Here is a 19633-nt window from a genome sequence, read left to right on the forward strand (position 1 = left end):
GTTACATGCTCCCTCTATCAAGATCAGAAATCACGGGCACCGACGGTTGAACAACCGATAGGCCAGCCACAACGGCACAGCCATCCACAACCACAGGCACAGCCAAAGCCAAGGCCCGGGCACCGGCAGGTCGCTGCCCAGGGTCAGCACTGCCGCGCCGCTGGAACCGGCGTCGAACCCCGACAGGTTGATCAGCCGATACACATCGGTGGGGTTGAACAGCAACAGCCACGGCAGCAGGTCCGGACTGAACCGGCCTTCGCTCAGCACCAGCAGTGCCAGCAACGCCAGGTCAAACACCAGCACGAAGAAAAACCACACGCCCAGCGCCAGCCCGGCGGCGGTGGATTTCTCCGCCGACAGACTGCTCAGCACATAGGCCAGCCCCAAAAAAACCCAACCCAACAGCGTGCTGGAGACGATGAAGCGGCCAAAGGCCCAGAGCAGCAGACTCAGCTCGATATCGTCCACCAGCAGGCCGATGGCGAACATCGCGCAACCAAAGCCGATCAGGGTCGCCAGTGCCAGGATCAGGCCGTGACCGACAAACTTGCCCAGCAGCAACTGGCCGCGCCCCAACGGATACGTCAGCAACAGCAGCAAGGTGCCGTTCTCGTCTTCGCCGACAATCGCGTCATAGGCCAGCAACAAGGCGATCAATGGCATCAGGAACGTTGCCAGGCTGGCCAGGCTCGCCACCGTCGCCGGCACCGAGGTAAAACCCAGTTGGCCGGACGCCGCCGCGCCAAGCCAGGCGATGCCGATGGCCAGTACGGCGAACAACAGACTGATCGCCAACAACCAGCGGTTGCGCAAGCCGTCACTGAATTCCTTGCGGGCCATGTTCCAGATCGGGTTCATGAACCGGCCTCCTCGGTCGCCGCGCGAACCATGTAATGGCGGTACAAATCTTCCAGGGACGGCGGTTTGATCTCGACATCCGTCGGATCATCCTGGGCCAGTAACTGGCGCAGCAATTTGAGTTTGCTGCCATCCGGCGCGGACACCTGCAGCCCTTGCGCGCCCCAACCTTGGGTGGCATGCCCTTCGCTACGCCAATGCTGGCGAAGCCAATCGGCCCGTGACAGACCCGACGCGCGGATCAACGTCGGCAGCCCCGCGTCCTCGCGCAACCGGTCCAGGCTGCCCAGCGCCAACAGACGACCTTGAGTGAGAATTGCGGCGCGGTTGATGTGAGCTTCCACGCCAGGCAAGACGTGAGAACAAAGAATGATGCTGGTGCCCTGCCAGCGCAGGCGATCGAGCAGTTGATAGAGGTCCTGGGTGGCGATGGGGTCCAGGCCGACGGTCGGTTCGTCCAGCAATAGCAGCCGCGGCTGGCCGAGCAAGGCCTGGGCCAGCCCCAGGCGTTGGCGCATGCCCTTGGAGTAGGTGCGCACGCGCCGCCGGGCCGCTTGCGCCAGCCCGACCTCCTCCAGCAAGCGGTCGATCTGTTCTGGCGCCGCGCCCTTGAGCCGGGCGAAATGGCGCAAGGTTTCCAGCCCGCTCAACTGCGGGTAGAACATCACGTTCTCCGGCAGGTAACCGAGCATTCGGCGCACGCCCGGATCACTCGGCTCGCGGCCAAATACCCGCACCTGACCCTCACTGGCCCGCAGCAGACCGAGTATCAGTTTCATGGTCGTGGTCTTGCCCGCACCGTTGTGCCCGAACAGGCCGAGCACTTCGCCCTGGGCCAGGTTCAGGTTCAGCTCGCGCAACACGGCGACATTGCCGTAGCGCTGACTGACGCCTTCGATCTCGACGACGTTCAAGACGCGTCCTCCTGAGCACTGTTGCGTGGTGGGGGCTGGAGCGGCGCGTGCATCAATGGATGGCTGTCCATCACCCCCGGGGATTTCATGACCGGGAACGCCCGCTGTACCCAGCGCAGCAGTTCGATACCCGGACTGTTCATCAACAGCCGTACCTGGGGGTACAGCCACAGCAGGCGATCGACGTTGTCGTTCGGTTCATAGGCCACGTCTCCCAGCCCGTCGCCGTTGCGATCCCAACCCAGGTAATCGCTCCAGTAATTGCCGCGCCCGTCCACCGACCATTCCTGCAACCGTGTGGCCACGTATTTGACCTGGCGCTGGTTGCCGGCGAAAACGTTGCCGGCGATGCGGTTGTCCTCCGAGCCGGCGGTCAGGTGGATGCCCACCGCGCTGCGCTCGAAATGATTGCCTTCAATGCGGTTGAACAACGAGTTGTAAATGAACAGGGCCTTGCCCTCGGCACCGGTGATCATGGTGTCACCGGTGGACCCGTCGCGAACATCGCTGACGACGTTGTCGCGCAGGGTGGAATAGGTGATGTAGTTCATCAGGATCCCGTAGTTCTGATCCTGTTCGGAGCGGTTGCCGATGACCGTCAGTTGCCGGCTTTGCATCAAGGCATAACCGGTGCGGGTGCGCCGGGTGACGTTGCCCAACAGACGGTTATCGTTGGCGAACATGTAATGCACGCCGTAGCGCAGGTCCTCCAGGACGTTGCCCTCAAGCAGGTTGCCGTTGGAGGTGTCGATGTAAATGCCGTCGCGGGTCTCGCGTACGTGGTTGCCGATGACCCGGGCACCGTGTACCGCGTACAAGTGAATGCCGTTACCCCGGTCCTGGGAGCGCAGCCCGGGATCGCCTTGGATGCGGTTGTCGATCAGGCTGACATCCCGCGCGCCATCGACCCAGATCCCGAAGCCTTGGCCCTGCAGGCGGTTGCCACGAACCACCGCCCCCTGGGCGCCAGGCTGGATGAACACCGCGGCATTCATGGCCGTGAGGTCATGCCCCCAGTCGAGGAAGGTGCAGCCCTGGACCTGAACGTTGGGTGCGCGAATGATCAAGGCATTGCCCTGCCCCTTCCCCTGGAATACGGCGTCTGGCGCACACTTCAGGCTCATGGGTTGGTCAATGCTGAACGAGCCGCGGTATTGCCCCGCGGGCAGGCGCCATTGCTGTTCACCGTGGGCCTGTAAAGGCAGGTCGGTGATCGGCTGCGGCGCCGCAAGCGCGCCGCCCGACAGTCCCAGGAGCACCAGGGCAATGACCGGTGCGCGAGCGTAACCCATGGGCCGTTGCTGGTTACCGGTCATTGAACCTGTCTCCTCAATGAGCCGACTCAGGCCTTTTCAACCAGCATGCGCCCGACCATTTCCATGTGCAGGGCGTGGCAGAACCAGCTGCAGTAGTACCAATGCAAACCGGCCTTGTCGGCGATGAAGGTGATGGACGAGGTTTGTTGCGGACTGATCTCCATGCTCACGCCGTGGTTGGTCATGACAAAGCCGTGGGAGACGTCTTCGATCTGGTCGATGTTGGTGATCGTCACCGTCACCTCGTTGCCTTGCTTGACGGTGAACTCCGTCAGGCCATAGGCCGGTGCCATCGAGGTCATGTAGACCCGCACCTTGTTACCATCACGGATGACCTTGTTGTCGGTCTCCAGGTTGATGCCATCCTTCTTGGCCATGACCACGGTTTCGGCGAAGTACGGATCGGTGCGGCTCCAGATCTTCTGGGTCTTGATCTGGTCACGCCGGGCGAGGATGCAGTCATGGGGTTCGGCAAAGGCCGGGCCATCGTGTACCAGCTTCATTTCTTCGCCGGAAATGTCGATCAACTGGTCGTTTTCCGGGTGCAGCGGACCGGTGGGCAGAAAGCGGTCCTTGGAGAATTTGCACAAGACCACCAGCCATTTGCCGTCCGCCTCGCTGGTTTCGGTCAGGGACGCGTGGTTGTGGCCGGGTTGGTACTGCACATCGAGCTTTTGCTTGATGTAGTTGACCTTCTCGCCCTTGTAGGCGCGGATGGCCTCGTCCATGTTCCACTTCACCACCTGACTGTCGATGAACAAGGTGGTGTAGGCATTGCCGCGCCCGTCGAAGGTGGTATGCAACGGTCCCAGGCCCAATTCCGGCTCAGCGATGATCACCTCGCGCGGATCTTTGTAGCGGTCGTCGAACAGGTCATCCAGCCGGTCAATGGCGATCATCGAGACAGTAGGCGACAGCTTGCCGTTAGCAATGAAGTATTTCCCATCCGGTGAGGTATTGAGCCCATGGGGGTTCTTCGGCACCGGAATGTAGCGGGTGAACGCGCTGTCCTTGCCATCGGTTTTACGACCATCGACCACCGGCACCCTGGAGCCGTCCAGGGTGATGAACTTGCCGGCCTTGATCGCCGCTTCGATGCGCTGGATGTTGAACACCACCACCCAGTCGCGCTCGTTGCGCATCATGCCGCCCAGGTCATAGGCCTTCTCGGAGTTGTAGCAGGTGCTGGCGGCGTACTTGCCGGTGTAGTCGGCGTCGGAGTTGTCCAGGTTGCCGTCGACGATCACCTGGAAGGCCATTTCCATTTTTTCGGCGTCGATGGCGTTGAACATCGTGTAGCTGTTCTTGTCTTGCAGGTCGAACGTGCGACCGTCATTGGGGTGCGGAATGACAAATTCGGCGTTGGCGAACACGTACTTGGTGTACGGCACCTTTTGCAGGCGCAGGCCATGAATCGCCTGTACGTTAGGCACGGTGAGAATCTTGTCGCATTTCATGATGTCCAGGCGAATGCGTGCGACCCGGGAATTGGCCTTGTCGTTGATGAACAGGTATTTGCCGTCGTATTTGCCATCGGTCATGGAGATGTGCGGATGATGGCAGTCGCCGTTCTGGTACTTGGCGCTGTCACCCAGGATGCGCTTGCTTTCGTTGGTCAACCCCCAACCGGTGGCCGAGTCGACGTTGAACACCGGAATACGCATCAGCTCGCGCATCGACGGCACACCCAACACCCTCACCTCGCCCTGATGGCCGCCGCTCCAGAAACCGTAATAGTCGTCCAGCTCGCCGGGGCCGACATGCACTTTGGACTTGGCTTCCTTGGCCGCTGCGGCCCAGGACTCACGGCTGAACACCGCGCCACCCAACGCCGTGGCGCCGGCCAGCACCGCGCCGGTCACCGCACTGGTGCCCAAAAAGCCTCGACGGCTGACGCCCCTGGGTTCTTCGACCGCGCCGCTGGTTTCGGTTTTTTTGTCGCTCATGCTGTGTGCTCCATGAAAAATGAAAGGGTCAAGGGACAAGACATTCGGAGGTCTCAAGGCGCCGGGTTCACCTGCACCACGGGAATCAGTTGCGCATCGGTCGCACTTGCCTTGCCGCGCTTTTTGCGCTTGTTAATCAGCGGCGGGCATTTGTTTTCGTTGTGCCAGGTCATCTGGCAATCGAGGCAGTAGTGACATTCGTTGGCGTTGATCCGGCCATCGGGGTGAATCGCCTGAATCTCGCATTCCTTGGCGCACAGCTGGCAGGGGTTGCCACATTCCTTGCGGCGCTTGAGCCAGTCGAACAGCCGCAGCCGGGTCGGCATCGCCAGGGCGGCACCCAGCGGGCAGATGTAGCGGCAATAGACTTTGCGGGTGAACAGGTTGATCACCAGCAGACCCAGCGCATACGCCACGAACCACCACTGACGGTCGAACCTGAGGGTGATGGCGGTCTTGAAGGGTTCCACCTCGGCCAATCGTTCGGCGCTGGACATCGACTCCAGCGAGATGCCGAACAGCACCAGCAAAATGATGTATTTGATTGCCCAGAGTCGCTCGTGGACGGCGAACGGCAGCTCGTACTGCGGCACTTTCAGCTTGCGCGCCAGTTCGTTGAGCAACTCCTGCAGCGCACCGAACGGACACAACCAGCCGCAGAACACCCCACGCCCCCACAGCAGAAGGCTGGCGGCAGTGAACACCCAGAGGATGAAAATCAGCGGGTCGGTGAGGAACAGTTCCCAACGAAAGCCTTCGAACAGGGCATGAACGAAGGTCAGCACATTGACCACCGACAGCTGGGCCAATGCATAACCACCGAGAAACACCACGGTAAACATCAGGTAGCCGCGACGCAGCCAGTGCAGCAGTTTCGGTCGCCGGGCCAGCGCATCCTGGAGGAACAGGATCGCCGTGAGCACCAGCAGGGCCACACCCAGTACGGTGATCTCGAGGCTTTTCTGGTACCAGAGGGTCAACCACATCGGTCGGCTGGCTTCTTCGGCCGCTGCCAATTGCTCAGCCGTCGGCAATGGTCTTTCCAGATAAGGCTCGGGCAGTTGATAAGCCAGTTCGAAGCTGCTGAAGGTGCCGCTGACAGGCCCGGTCTGACGACGCACCAGCAGTTCCAGGCTCCAGGGCGAACCCGGGTCGAAACGGTGGGCGGCGCGGACGATGAAGATCGCCATCTCGTCGAACTCCGGCATGTCCGCCGGCGCTACGTCGTCCAGACGCTGGAAGTCCAGGTCGCGAAAGCTGATGGCGTCGCCGAACTGACGCACCTGCACGCGATCGAAAATGCCGCCGCGCACATACCCTGAGCCCTTGAAGGAATAACGACCACTGCCCATCACGGCGATCGCCTGCTCACCGGGCTTGAGCTCGGCCATCAGCGTGCGGAATTGCGCCTCGCCCAGCAGGTTGCGGCCGATGGTGGGCGGGTTCAGGTGGGTCACATACAGGTCGATGAAGGTGTCGTCTGCTTGCTCGGCGCTGGCGGCTTCGACACCCTCGGCCTCGGTCCCCTTGAAGGACGCGTCCGCCTGGCCGCGGGTCAGGTGCAGGCGACGCACCGCGCCGCTACCGGTCAAGGTCGTCCAGTCGGCGGGTTCGTAAAGGTCTTCACGCACCCGGGCCGGCGCCACCGCCAGCCCCGCGTCACCCTTGACCAGTTCCAGGGAGACCGCGACATCGTGAGCGGCGCGCATGATGACTTCATTGACCACCATCGCCGTCACGGTGGCGCCGGCGATTGCATCCACCGTCACCGCATTCGGGTCACTGGAGTGCCCCACCACCACCCGTTGGTTGACCTTGATGCCGCTGTAGCGGGCGCTGAAAGCGTGGAGCTTTTCTTCGGCAATACCGATCAGCAGAATCGGTTCGTGGTGTTCAAGCACAAAAGCATCGAGGATCACACCGGCCGGGTCAAGGATCACCTGGACGTTGATGGGCTTGCCCGAGTAAGCGGGAATGTCCACAACGTCCAGGCTTTGAAACACGTACCCCAGGACCTTGCCGGCAGCGGACAACCTGCGCACCTTGTACGGCCCTTCGGGGTCGGAGATTGCGTCGGTCTGTTTCAGGACATGGTGAATGCGCTGTTGCGGGGTGTCACCGTAGTCCCTGGCCTGGGCAAGGCTGGTGACCAACAGCAGTAGAACGGACAGTCCATAGAGCCAGAAACGGGATGGATGCAACATCACAAAAGGACGGGTCATGGACGCCAGGTCTTGGGGACAGGATCTTGGCGCTCATGGTAGGGGGCACTCCCCGCTCGGCCCTTGATTGAAATCAACTCGGGAAAATTTGCCTCGGCGAACACACAGGCAGTTCGACGCGGGCACCAGTGCAGATCACGGTGCAGCCGCCCTTGAGGGAGGGTATCCCGGCCTATTTTTATTGCACGAGCCCCCATCAAGCCGGTCGGATACTTGTCAGCGCTGTGACTCAGGCGCCATTCTCCAGTGACGCCGTTACGCAAATGAAGCCTCAATGCGTTGCGCAAACGCGCACCAAGGAACGCTCCATGCCCCAACGCTCCGCTCCCATCGCCCCATTGCCTGAAAACACCGGCTTCGTCCGGGTGCGTGGCGCCCGCGAACACAACCTCAAGAATGTCGACGTCGACATCCCTCGCGATGCCCTGGTGGTATTCACGGGAGTGTCGGGGTCCGGCAAGTCGTCGCTGGCCTTTTCCACGCTTTATGCCGAAGCCCAGCGCCGTTACTTCGAGTCAGTCGCACCTTATGCCCGGCGCCTGATCGACCAGGTGGGCGTGCCGGACGTGGACAGCATCGAAGGCCTGCCGCCAGCGGTGGCCTTGCAACAGCAACGCGGCACCCCCAGCGCACGCTCCTCGGTGGGCAGCGTCACCACCTTGTCGAGCCTGATCCGCATGCTTTACTCCAGGGCCGGGAGCTACCCGGCCGAGCAACCGATGCTCTACGCCGAGGATTTCTCGCCCAACACGCCCCAGGGCGCCTGCGAGCAATGTCATGGCCTGGGTCGGGTCTATGAAGTGACCGAAGCGTCCATGGTCCCGGACCCTTCGCTGACCATCCGTGAGCGCGCCGTGGCGGCCTGGCCCATGGCCTGGCAAGGCCAGAACCTGCGGGACATTCTGGTGACCCTGGGTTATGACGTCGACATCCCCTGGCGCGACCTGCCGAAAAAACAGCGTGACTGGATTCTCTTCACCGAAGAAACCCCCACCGTCCCGGTGTACGCCGGGCTCACCCCGGCCCAGACCCGCACGGCCCTCAAGCGCAAACTCGAACCCAGCTATCAAGGCACGTTCAGCGGCGCCCGACGTTACCTGCTGCACACGTTCATGCACTCCCAAAGCGCCCAGATGCGCAAACGCGTGGCGCAATACATGCGCGCCAGCCCTTGTCCGGTGTGCGAGGGTAAACGCCTCAAGCGCCAGGCGCTGACCGTGACCTTTGCCGGCCTGGACATCGCCGAGCTATCCCACCTGCCGCTGCTGGAACTGGCCGAGGTGCTCAAGGGCGTTGCCGCCCCGGACTATCTGGCACAAGCCGAGGAACCGGGAAAAACCCTTACCCACCAGCAGACCCGAGAGGCCCGCGAGCAGCGCGCCGCCCGCGGTGAGAATCCCCACGCCGGTGGGCCTGATGCACGCCACACGCACAATCTTTCCCTGGAAAAACGCCTGGCCGCCCAACGCATCGCCACTGAGTTGCTGGAGCGCATCGTCACCCTGATCGATCTGGGCCTAGGCTACCTGGCCCTGGAGCGCAGCACGCCGACACTGTCCTCCGGCGAGCTGCAACGCCTGCGCCTGGCGACCCAACTCAACTCCCAGTTGTTCGGCGTGATCTACGTGCTGGACGAACCCTCCGCCGGCCTGCACCCGGCCGACAGTGAAGCGCTGTTCCAGGCTCTGCAACGCCTCAAGGCTTCGGGTAATTCGGTGTTTGTGGTCGAACACGACCTGGACACGATGCGCCGCGCCGACTGGCTCATCGACGTCGGCCCCGACGCGGGTGAACAAGGCGGGAAAATCCTCTACAGCGGCCCACCCGCCGGCCTGCGGCAGGTACCGGAGTCACGCACCCGTGCCTACCTGTTTGCCGAGGACAACGCTACGGGGCGTACGCCTCGGACACCCAAGGACTGGTTACGCCTGGAAGGCATCACCCGCAACAATCTGGACAACCTGAGCGCCGCCTTTCCCCTGGGTTGCTTCAGCGCTGTGACCGGCATTTCCGGCTCGGGCAAATCCAGCCTGGTCAGCCAGGCCCTGCTGGACCTGGTGGGCGGCCATCTAGGCCAGGCCAACCACAACGCCGAAGCCGATGAACAAAGCCTGGAAGATGAACCGCTGCAAACCAGTGGCGGCCACGTCACCGCCGGGCTTGAGGCGGTCAAGCGGCTGGTCCAGGTGGACCAGAAGCCCATCGGCCGCACCCCGCGTTCCAACCTCGCCACCTACACCGGGCTGTTCGATCACGTACGTAAATTGTTCGCCGCCACGCCGCAGGCGCGGGAACTGGGCTTCGATGCCGGACAGTTCTCCTTCAACGTCGCCAAAGGCCGTTGCGAAACCTGCGAGGGCGAGGGCTTCGTCAGCGTCGAGCTGTTGTTCATGCCCAGCGTGTATGCGCCCTGCCCCACATGTCACGGCGATCGCTACAACCCCCAGACCCTTGAAGTGAACTGGCAGGGGCTGAACATCGCTCAGGTGTTGCAACTGACCGTGAACCAGGCGCTTGAGGTGTTTGCCGAGCAGGCATCGGCCAGGCGGTCACTGCAAGTGCTGCAGGATATCGGGCTGGGTTACCTGCGTTTGGGCCAACCGGCCACGGAACTGTCCGGCGGCGAGGCCCAGCGCATCAAACTGGCGACCGAGCTGCAGCGCAAAGCCCGGGGCGCCACCTTGTACGTGCTGGATGAGCCCACCAACGGCTTGCATCCCCAGGACGTGGATCGCTTGCTGGTGCAGTTGAATCGCTTGGTGGACGAAGGCCACAGCGTGGTTGTAGTGGAACATGACATGCGCGTGGTGGCGCAGAGTGATTGGGTCATCGACATCGGCCCGGGCGCTGGAAGCCAGGGCGGAAAAGTCGTGGTATGCGGGGCTCCGGCGAAGGTCGCCGAATGTCAGGAAAGTCGAACGGCGGCCTTTCTGGGCAGAGTGCTGCAGTCCGGAGGTTGAAGTGCAACCTGCCTGGCGCACTCCCTGTGGCAAGGGGATTTATCCCCGCCGCTGCGCAGCAGCGCAGCTCGGCGGGAACGGCCAGCTCTCATCATGACGTCAAACCGTACGCGAATACTGCACCGTCTGGTCCACGCCCAAGTACGCGTCGAAAGCCATGGCCACGTTGCGCATCATCAACTGCCCCTGGGGCAGCAGCACCAGCGAGTCGGGGTGGATCTCCAGCAGTCCGTCGCGCACCAGTTCCTGAAGCCGGACCAGGGCATCGGCAAAGTACGCGTTGAAGCCCACACCGTGACTGATCTGGATCCGGGCGAAATCGATCCGTCCATGGCACATCAATTCGCTGATCACCTCGCGGCGCAACCGATCATCGTCGCTCAGGCGATAGCCTCGCTGCACCGGCAGCAGGTCTTGATCCAGGCGAGCGTAGTACTGGGAAAGCTCCTTGACGTTCTGACCATAGCTGTCACCGACCTTACCGATCGAAGACACACCCAGGCCGATCAAATCGCAATCGGCATGGGTGGAATACCCCTGGAAGTTGCGCTGCAACGTGCCTTGGGCCCGGGCGCGCACCAGCTCATCGTCCGGCAAGGCAAAATGATCCATGCCGATGTAGACATAACCGGCTTCGGTCAGACGATTGATGGTCAGTTCGAGCAACTCCAGCTTGCGCTCCGGCGGCGGCATGTCTTCGGGTCGGATCATCCGTTGCGCCCGCACCCGTTGCGGCAGATGCGCATAGCTGTAGGCGGCGATCCGGTCGGGACGCAGGGCGATGATCTTGCTCAGGGTCACATCGAAACTGGCGATGGTTTGCAGCGGCAAGCCGTAGATCAGATCAACGCTGACGGACTTGAAGCGTGCCACGCGGGCGGCCTCCACCAACTCGACAACCTGTGCCTCGCTCTGCACCCGATTGACCGCGGCCTGCACCTGGGCATCGAAATCCTGGACGCCGAAGCTCAGGCGATTGAACCCCAGCTCGCGCAGCCCCTGGATCTGTTGCGCATCGATAGTGCGGGGATCGACCTCGATGGAAAACTCATGGGCATCGCTGTCATCCATGTCGAACGACTGATGCAGACAGTCCATCAGTTCGGCCAGTTGCTCATGGGTCAGATAGGTCGGTGTACCGCCGCCCAGGTGCAGTTGAGTCAGTTTGCGCGAGCGATCGAACAACGTCGCCTGCAGGGCAATTTCGCGCTTGAGGTACGTCAGGTATTCAGCGGCGCGATGGGTCTTGCGGGTAATGATTTTGTTGCACGCGCAGTAGTAGCAAAGGCTCTGGCAAAACGGGATATGAATGTAGACCGACAAAGGCTTGGGCACCGGGGCCTGGTTACTCAACTCGGCGGCCTGGCGGTATTCATCCATGGCAAACGCCTGATGGAACTGCGGCGCCGTCGGATAGGAGGTGTAGCGCGGTCCCGGACGGTCGTACTTCTCGACCAGGGCGCGATTGAAAGCGGATGCAGCATTCATGATGGGGTCAACCTGTCAAAGGGGCTGGTCAAAGCGCCTGCGTCTTCCGGAGCTGGATCGAACAGATTGCAGATCGCATCCACACTCAGGCGTCCGGCGGGCAAAATGCCGATAAAACGGCTGGTCAATTCGATCAATCCCTTGCTGCGCAACGCCTCCAGCTGCGGCCAGATGGACGCGAAATAATCGCGGAAGACCAGCCCGAAACGCGCTTCGATGGCCGGGATGTCCAGCTCCAGGTCGCAGGAGAGCTGCTCGGTAACGGTCGCCCTGACCAGATCCTGGACCTCACACCGCCAGCCGCGACAGACGGGCAATTGCCCGGCATCCAGTTGCTGGCAGTACTCAAGCAGGTCATCGGTGTTCTGCACGTACAGCTGCTCGATCTGAGTGATGGCCGACAAGCCAAACCCTACGTGGTCACAGCACCCGTGACGGGTAAAACCCTGGCAATTGCGGTGCAGGCGTCCATGTTCCTGGGCGACCGCCAAGTCATCGTCAGCCCTGACGAACTGCCCCAACCCGATGTAGTGATAACCCGCGCCGGTCAGTTGTTCGCAGCAAATCCGGCGCATGGTGTCCATGTCCGACTGGCTGCAAAAGGCACCAGCCGCCCCGGCTTTCTTCGAACGATAACGATAAGGCGCACGGGCATAGTCGAACACGTGCAACCGATCCGGTTCCAGTTCGATCAGCGTCGCCAGTTTCACAGCGAAACTGTGTGGCGTCTGCCAGGCATGGCCATAACCGAGGTCAATGTTGATGGAGCGAAAACCAAAAGTGCGCGCTGCATCGATCAGCGAATGAATCGGTGCCGGGTTCTGGTAGCAATCGACGGACAAATCGCTGTCGACCCCGATGTCGGGAACGCCGATGCTGACATGAGTAAATCCCTGGTCGCGAATCAGGCCCATGGTCGACCAATCGGTGTGGTGCAAGTCCACTTCGATGCTGTGGTCGCCGCTGTCGTATTCGGAAAAGTCGAAGCGCTTGCGAAGATCACTCATCAACCGCCGCAAATGCGTGATCACGGGCGTGCCACCGGTCAGGCAAAACTGCTCGACCCGTCGCCCCGCGCCCAAGTGGCAACCGATCAGTCCCATCTCATACGTCAGGCGTTGCAGATACCCCTCGATCTCCCCGCACTGGCAGACGCTGGCAAGCGGTGAACACGACGCCAGCCTCAAACGCGAAGGCAGATGCACCGCCAGCGACAAGGGCCGGCGCGTCTGGCGACTGTCACGCAACCCTCGAAGCAGGTCGAGCGAGCCCACGCCACTGTGGAACCTTCGCGTACCGATTGGGCAATCGAAATCAGCCACCGCAGGAACATGCCCGGATGGACGCTCGCCGAGGGTTTGGAACAGGTCGAACATGACAATCTCCGAGTGGCTGCGCGGCGACAGTGTCCGACTTATTCCTCCAGGCCACCTTGACCTGTATCAAGCGCCCTTGAAAACGCGCCGTAGCCATTTCACCACGTGGCGTAAAACATGCCCTTGGCCAACAGCACGATCGCCACCAGATGGACAAACACACTGGTATGGATGATCTGGACGTAACGGGCGTTCATGCGTGCGCGCTTGAACAGCCACATGGCCCAGAGGAAATGCCCCAGCACACTGCACGCCAACACAATCTTGAGCCCCAGCAGCAAACCGAACGAGGACGCCAACGGTGACGACAGCACCGCCCAGTACCGCAGCCAGACCATGGCAGCACCTGCACCGAACAGCGTCAGCAACACCCAGGGCATCAACTGCCGGGCACGCCGGCTGATGCCCTGTTCCAGCAGCACCATGACTTTGGCGGGCAGCTGTTTGCGGATGCTCTCCAGGAACAACACCTCGAAAAACACCGTGCCAATGAAAACCAGCGCAGCAAACAGGTGCAATGTCAGAAACAGCGGATAGCTCATGGGCTCCTCGGTCGCCCCTGAATCATCGGGCGATGGTTTACCCGAGGTTATCCCGCGACGTCGGATTGGGGGTTGATGCCAATCAAGGAAAACCGATACCGCACCTGTGGGAGCGAGCCTGCTCGCGATAGCGTCGGTTCGGCTTGCATCCCATCGACTGACACACCGCTATCGCGAGCAGGCTCGCTCCCACACAGGTTGTGCGAACCGAAAAGCGTCAACAGAACGTTACCTGTTGCTGAAGTCGTTCCGACCGTTGATCAGCCCGTTGGTTTTTTTGACGCTCAGCCGATATGCGGTCACAACTTTCGCGTTCCTGTGGGTCATAACTCGGTGGCCGCCGATGGAATATTGGCTTCTACCGTGGTTATAGCCCGATACGGAGATAAGCTCATGATTTTCAATGTACAAAATTTTGGCGCCAAAGGAGATGGCATCACCGACGACACGGCGGCGATACAAAGTGCCATTGATGCGGCGGCGGCCGCAGGCGGCGGGCAGGTGTACATGCCGACCGGGACCTACATCGTTTCGGCCGGCGAGGAACCCTCCGACGGCTGCCTGATGCTCAAGAGCAACGTCTATTTGTACGGCGATGGCATGGGCGAAACCACCGTCAAAGTGGCCGACGGCTCCGACACCAAGATCACCGGCATCATCCGTTCGGCCTACGGTGAGGAAACCCACGACTTCGGCGTCAGCCATCTCACCATCGACGGCAACCGCGACAACACCACCGGCAAGATCGACGGCTGGTTCAACGGCTACATTCCCGGCGAAGAAGGCTACGATTCCAACGTCACCCTCGACAGCGTCGAGATCAAGGATTGCTCCGGGTACGGTTTCGACCCCCACGAGCAGACCGTCAACATGGTCATCAAGAACAGCGTCTCCCATGGCAACGGCCTGGACGGCTTCGTTGCTGACTTTCTCAGCGACAGCACCTTTGAAAACAATGTCGCCTACGACAATGACCGCCACGGTTTCAACGTCGTCACCAGCACCCACGACTTCACCCTCACCAACAACGTTGCCTACAACAACGGCGGCAACGGCATCGTGGTGCAGCGCGGCAGCGAGGACATCCCCTCCCCCAGCAACATCACCATCACCGGCGGCGAGGTGTATGGCAACGGCGGCGAAGGCGTACTGATCAAGCTGTCCAGCGACGTCACCGTCAGCGGCGTCGACATCCACGACAACGCCAGTGCCGGGATTCGCATCTACGGCAGCAATCACGTTGAAGTCATCGACAACACCCTCAACAACAATTCCCTGGGCAACCCCGTACCGGAAATCATCATCCAGTCCTACGACGACACCCTGGGCGTGTCCGGCCGCTACTTCAACGGCAGCGACAACCTCATCCAGGGCAACATCATCAGCGGCAGCGACCTGTCGACCTACGGCGTTGCCGAACGCAACGAAGACGGCACCGACCGCAATGCGATCATCGCCAACACCATCAGTCACACCAGCAAGGGCGCCACACTGGTCTATGGCGACGGCAGCTATGTCAGCGCCACAGTACCGGTGACCACCGTGCAAGGAACCGCCGGCAACGACACCCTGCTGGGCAGCGGCGCCAACGAGCTTTTCTACGGCGGTGCCGGCAATGACACCATCAATGGCGGCGCGGGAGACGACATCCTGGTGGGTGGCGCCGGCATCGACAGACTGACTGGCGGCACCGGGGCCGATACATTCCGCTTCGCCAGCCAGTCCGACAGTTACCGCAACGCCACCACCAGTTTCGATGACACCATCACCGATTTCGACGTCACCCAGGACAAAATCGACCTCGCGGGCCTGGGCTTCACCGGCCTGGGCAATGGCCGTGGCGGCACGTTGCAGATCAGCTACAGCGCCAGCAGCAACCGCACCTACATCAAGGACTACGATGCCGACGCCAGCGGCAACCGTTTCGAGCTGATTCTGTCGGGCAACCTGACCAGCAGCCTGACAGCCAGCAACTTCATCTTCAACCGGGTGGTCACCGGCACCAGCGGCAGTGACTCGCTGATCGGCAGCGAGTCGGCCGACACCCTGCTGGGCCTGGCGGGCAACGACAGCCTCAGTGGTGGCGCGGGCGACGACAAGCTCGACGGCGGTGCCGGCAAGGACACCCTCACCGGTGGCACTGGGGCCGATACCTTTGTGTTCGCCAACCGCCTGGACAGTTACCGCGACTACGACACCGGCGGCGTCAACCTGGGCGATCTGATCACCGACTTCGATGTCAGCGCCGACAAGATCGACCTGTCGGCCATGGGCTTCACCGGCCTTGGCGACGGCAAGAACGACACCGTGTACGTCGTGCTCAACAGCGCCGGGACCAAGACCTACATCAAGTCGCTGACCGCCGACGCCAATGGCAACCGCTTCGAAGTGGCGCTGGAAGGCAACTACCTCGACACATTGACCAGCGCCAATTTTGTCTTCGCCACGGCCTCGCCCACCAACCAGGCGCCAGTGCTGGCCACGCCGCTGCTGGATCAGAACGCGACCGAAAACACGCCCTTCAGCTACGTGGTGCCGGCCACCAGTTTTACCGACCCGGACAACGACAGCCTCAGCTATACCGCGACGCTCGCCAATGGCAGCGCCCTGCCCGGCTGGCTGGTCTTCGATGCCGCCAGCCGCACATTCAGCGGTACGCCAAGCGATACGGCATCGGGCACGTATTCCATACAGGTCACCGCGACCGACGGCAGCAACGCCACGGTCAGCGACAGCTTCACCCTCGCGGTACAGGACGTTCCGGCCGCGCCCATCGTGATCAATGGCACACCGAACAACGACACGTTGACCGGCACCGCGGCCGACGAACAACTGTTTGGTGGCGCTGGTAACGACACGCTCAACGCAGGCGCCGGTAACGACATTCTGGTGGGCGGCACTGGCGTGGACAAACTCACCGGCGGCGCGGGTGCCGACGTATTTCGCTACACCTCCAAACTCGACAGCTACCGCACCAGTTCCACCAGCGCCAGTGACCAGATTCTCGATTTCGATGTGGCCGCCGACAAAATCGATGTATCGGCCCTCGGCTACACCGGTCTGGGCAATGGCCAAGGCGGCACGCTGCTGGTGAGCTACAGCAGTTCGACCAACCGCACCTACCTCAAGGACCTGACCGTCGATGCCAACGGCAACCGCTTCGAAGTGTCGCTGGCAGGTAACCTGGTCAACAGCCTGACCGCCAGTCATTTCGTCTTCGCCGACCAGAACACCCCCAGCAACGTGGCGCCCGTGGTGGTTATCCCCCTGCTCGACCAGAATGCCACCGAAAGTACACCGTTCACCTACACCGTGACCTCCGACAGCTTCAGCGACGCCAACGAGGATGTACTGACCTACACCGCCACCCTGGCCGACGGCAGCGCCCTGCCCACCTGGCTGAACTTCAATGCCAGCAATCTGACGTTCACCGGCACGCCAACCAATACCGCGGCAGGCAACTACAACGTACTGGTCAAGGCCACCGATCCTTCAGGTGCCTCGGTGAGCGACAGCTTCGCCCTGGCAGTGGCCGATGCGCCGGCCAATACCATCACCGGAACCAACAACGCCGAGTCCCTCACCGGCACCGCGGGCGCGGACCTGATCCTCGGCCTGGGTGGCAACGACACGATCAGGGCCGGCACCGGCGCGGACATTGTCGACGGCGGCGCCGGACGCGACTCGTTGTACGGCGGCGACGGCACCGATACCTTCCGCTACACCGACGTGCTCGACAGCTATCGCGACTACGACACCGGCGGCGTCACAGCCACGGACACGATCTACGACTTCACCGTGGGCGTCGACAAGATCGATGTCTCCGGCCTGGGCTTTCTCGGCCTCGGTAATGGCAGCAACGGCACGCTGTACATGACCCTGAACTCGGCCGGCGACAAGACCTATGTCAAATCCAGCGAAGCGGACGCCGACGGCAATCGCTTCGAAATTGCCCTCAGCGGTAACTACCTCGACACCCTGACCGCCGATGACTTCGTGTTCGGCGAGCGCGCCCAACAGGACATCCTCTACCTGCCGACCCTCGGCCAATCCAATGCGCGCCTGCTGCGCATGAGCGAGGACGACGATCAGTCCGGTACCTCGATGCTGGTCAATGACCTGAGCAAGTACACCCCTTATGACGTACGCAGTCAGTTTGACGATGCCGACGGCAATGGCATCGACATCGCGGTGGGTGGCAGTACGGTCAATGGCCTGTCAACCCTGGGCGCCGAGGAGCTCAAGTTGTGCTGGTGGCTAACCGACACCAACCAACCGGGGCCTGCGCTGTTACGCGCCGTGGCGTTGTTGCAGGATCAGCTTGCCGAGCTTCGGGCCATCGACAATGTCACCCTGGGCATCGTCTGGGGCCAGGGCGAGGAAGCGGCCCAGGAAATCGCCCGTGCCTCCGACAAGGAAGCTGCGGCGGCAGCCTACAAGACTGCGACGCTGGCCGTGTTTGATTACCTGCACGCCCAGTTCGGCAGTTTCAATGTGTACCTGATGGAGACCGGGCATTACCAGCAGGACGCGGCGCGCGCCCGTGGCTATTCGGAAGAAAAGATCGCCGACATTGTCGAAGGTGTCGGTTATGTCCGCGCCACCCAGGAGGCCATCGCCGCCGAGCGCGCGGACGTGAAGCTGGCGGTGGACTACACCGACCTGCCTCTGCGCTACGAAGTCGATCCGCTGGTGTATCCCGACGACGTCTGGCACTTGCACGAGGAATCGGCGGAAATCGTTGGCCAGCGCCTGGCCGATTACATCGCCGATGACTTGGGTTTCCAGGGCAATCCTGATGACAACAACAGCGTGCAGGACATATTCGACGACGCCCAAAACGAAGGCGGGATGATTTCCGGCACCGACCAGGCAGACACGCTGGTCGGCAGCTCGGGCAACGACACGCTGGATGGGGACTTGGGCGCCGACAGCCTGACCGGTGGCGACGGTAACGACGTCTATGTGGTCGACAACGCGTTCGACAGCGTGGTGGAAAGCAACACCTCCACCGCGCAGATCGACACGGTGCAGGCCTCGGTCAGTTGGACGTTGGGCGACAACCTGGAGAACCTGGTGCTCACCGGCGTGTCGGACATCGACGGCACCGGCAATGAGCGACGCAACTTCATCACCGGTAATGCCGCCAATAACGTGCTCGATGGCGCCGCCGGGGCGGACAGCATGAGCGGGGGCGATGGCAACGACGCCTATTATGTCGACAACTCCGGCGATACCGTGATCGAAACCAACAGCAATCCGGTGTCCGGCGGGATCGACAGCGTGCACAGCAGCCTGACGGCCTATACCCTCGGCAACCACGTCGAAAACCTGTACATCGATACCCCCGACGCCGCCAACGGCACGGGCAATGCGCTGGATAACACGCTGTTCGCCGGGGCAGGCAACAACGTGCTGGACGGTCGCGATGGCAATGACACGGTGTCGTTCGAACGGGCCATGGCCGGTGTCACGGCCACCCTTTCCACCTCCGCACAACAGAACACCGTGGGTTCGGGACTTGACACCTTCAAGTCTGTCGAGAACCTGACCGGCGGTGCCTACGCCGACAACCTGACGGGTAACAGCGGCGCCAACGTGCTCAACGGTGGGGCGGGCAACGATACGCTGGTGGGTGGCTCGGGCGATGACCGGTTGATCGGCGGCGCAGGCACTGACAGCCTGACCGGCGGCACAGGCGCCGACACTTACGCCTTCGACGTGCTGACGGACATGGGTGTCGGGGCGTTACGCGATGTCATCAGCGGCTTCAAGAGCACGGAGTTCGACCAACTGGACTTCAGCGGGCTGGACGCCAATCCGCTGACCGCCGAGATCGACACGTTCACATTCATTGGCAGCAATGCCTTTGGCGCCGATGCCACCGGACAATTGCGTTTTGCCGATGGCATCCTCTACGGCAGTGTCGATGCCGACGCCAGCGCCGAGTTCGAATTCGAACTGGTGGGCGTCAAGGAGCTGCATGCCAGTGACTTCACCGCCTGACC

10 protein-coding genes are annotated in these 19633 nt (G+C 61.8%); 2 read left to right on the forward strand and 8 right to left on the reverse strand.

Features of this window, described 5'->3' with window-relative positions; genetic code table 11:
• Positions 1-30: 30 nt before the first annotated feature.
• Genes MA884_RS00240 through nosR form a run of 5 tightly spaced genes read right to left on the reverse strand, consistent with a single transcriptional unit; the run spans position 31 to position 7259 of the window.
• Positions 31-861 carry an ABC transporter permease gene (locus MA884_RS00240; RefSeq protein WP_256228360.1) on the reverse strand — a complete coding sequence of 277 codons (831 nt, stop codon included), beginning with the start codon at positions 859-861 and terminating at the stop codon, positions 31-33.
• Positions 858-1775, reverse strand: coding sequence for an ABC transporter ATP-binding protein (locus tag MA884_RS00245; protein WP_256228361.1), 918 nt, complete (start codon positions 1773-1775; stop codon positions 858-860). The genes MA884_RS00240 and MA884_RS00245 overlap by 4 nt, the downstream gene beginning before the upstream one ends.
• On the reverse strand, positions 1772-3091 hold the full coding sequence (locus tag MA884_RS00250) for a nitrous oxide reductase family maturation protein NosD (protein WP_256228362.1): 1320 nt from the start codon (positions 3089-3091) through the stop codon (positions 1772-1774). Before MA884_RS00250 ends, MA884_RS00245 begins: the two co-directional genes overlap by 4 nt.
• Positions 3092-3117: 26 nt before the next feature.
• Positions 3118-5037: a TAT-dependent nitrous-oxide reductase gene (gene nosZ / locus MA884_RS00255; RefSeq protein WP_256228363.1), complete on the reverse strand. Its 1920-nt coding sequence runs from the start codon at positions 5035-5037 to the stop codon at positions 3118-3120.
• 53 nt (positions 5038-5090) lie between these two features.
• Entirely contained in the window at positions 5091-7259 is a 2169-nt protein-coding gene (gene nosR / locus MA884_RS00260; RefSeq protein ID WP_256228364.1) for a transcriptional regulator NosR, read from the reverse strand.
• Positions 7260-7567: 308 nt separating this feature from the next.
• Between nosR and MA884_RS00265 the strand changes: the two genes are divergently transcribed.
• Positions 7568-10219, forward strand: coding sequence for an excinuclease ABC subunit UvrA (locus tag MA884_RS00265; protein ID WP_256228368.1), 2652 nt, complete (start codon positions 7568-7570; stop codon positions 10217-10219).
• A 99-nt stretch (positions 10220-10318) separates the two neighbouring features.
• On the opposite strand, the gene hemN is transcribed toward MA884_RS00265, so the two are convergent.
• From hemN to MA884_RS00280, 3 genes are all read right to left on the reverse strand, one after another.
• Positions 10319-11707 (reverse strand): oxygen-independent coproporphyrinogen III oxidase, encoded by a 1389-nt coding sequence (gene hemN / locus MA884_RS00270; protein ID WP_256228370.1) that lies wholly within the window; start codon positions 11705-11707, stop codon positions 10319-10321.
• Positions 11704-13083, reverse strand: coding sequence for a coproporphyrinogen III oxidase (locus MA884_RS00275; RefSeq protein ID WP_256228371.1), 1380 nt, complete (start codon positions 13081-13083; stop codon positions 11704-11706). The genes hemN and MA884_RS00275 overlap by 4 nt, the downstream gene beginning before the upstream one ends.
• 98 nt (positions 13084-13181) lie before the next feature.
• Positions 13182-13625 carry a CopD family copper resistance protein gene (locus MA884_RS00280; protein ID WP_256228372.1) on the reverse strand — a complete coding sequence of 148 codons (444 nt, stop codon included), beginning with the start codon at positions 13623-13625 and terminating at the stop codon, positions 13182-13184.
• 393 nt (positions 13626-14018) lie between these two features.
• Between MA884_RS00280 and MA884_RS00285 the strand changes: the two genes are divergently transcribed.
• Positions 14019-19631 (forward strand): putative Ig domain-containing protein, encoded by a 5613-nt coding sequence (locus MA884_RS00285; protein ID WP_256228373.1) that lies wholly within the window; start codon positions 14019-14021, stop codon positions 19629-19631.
• Positions 19632-19633: the final 2 nt, after the last annotated feature.

It is taken from the genome of Pseudomonas sp. Q11, assembly GCF_024494355.1.
GTDB lineage: Bacteria > Pseudomonadota > Gammaproteobacteria > Pseudomonadales > Pseudomonadaceae > Aquipseudomonas > Aquipseudomonas hefeiensis.

Excerpts from the sequence above, each read along its gene's own strand:
- MA884_RS00250 (WP_256228362.1), bottom strand. The coding sequence starts at position 3,091 with ATGACCGGTAACCAGCAACGGCCCATGGGTTACGCTCGCGCACCGGTC.
- hemN (WP_256228370.1), bottom strand. The coding sequence starts at position 11,707 with ATGAATGCTGCATCCGCTTTCAATCGCGCCCTGGTCGAGAAGTACGAC.
- MA884_RS00275 (WP_256228371.1), bottom strand. The coding sequence starts at position 13,083 with ATGTTCGACCTGTTCCAAACCCTCGGCGAGCGTCCATCCGGGCATGTT.
- MA884_RS00285 (WP_256228373.1), top strand. The coding sequence starts at position 14,019 with ATGATTTTCAATGTACAAAATTTTGGCGCCAAAGGAGATGGCATCACC.
- MA884_RS00280 (WP_256228372.1), bottom strand. The coding sequence starts at position 13,625 with ATGAGCTATCCGCTGTTTCTGACATTGCACCTGTTTGCTGCGCTGGTT.
- MA884_RS00240 (WP_256228360.1), bottom strand. The coding sequence starts at position 861 with ATGAACCCGATCTGGAACATGGCCCGCAAGGAATTCAGTGACGGCTTG.
- nosZ (WP_256228363.1), bottom strand. The coding sequence starts at position 5,037 with ATGAGCGACAAAAAAACCGAAACCAGCGGCGCGGTCGAAGAACCCAGG.
- MA884_RS00265 (WP_256228368.1), top strand. The coding sequence starts at position 7,568 with ATGCCCCAACGCTCCGCTCCCATCGCCCCATTGCCTGAAAACACCGGC.
- nosR (WP_256228364.1), bottom strand. The coding sequence starts at position 7,259 with ATGACCCGTCCTTTTGTGATGTTGCATCCATCCCGTTTCTGGCTCTAT.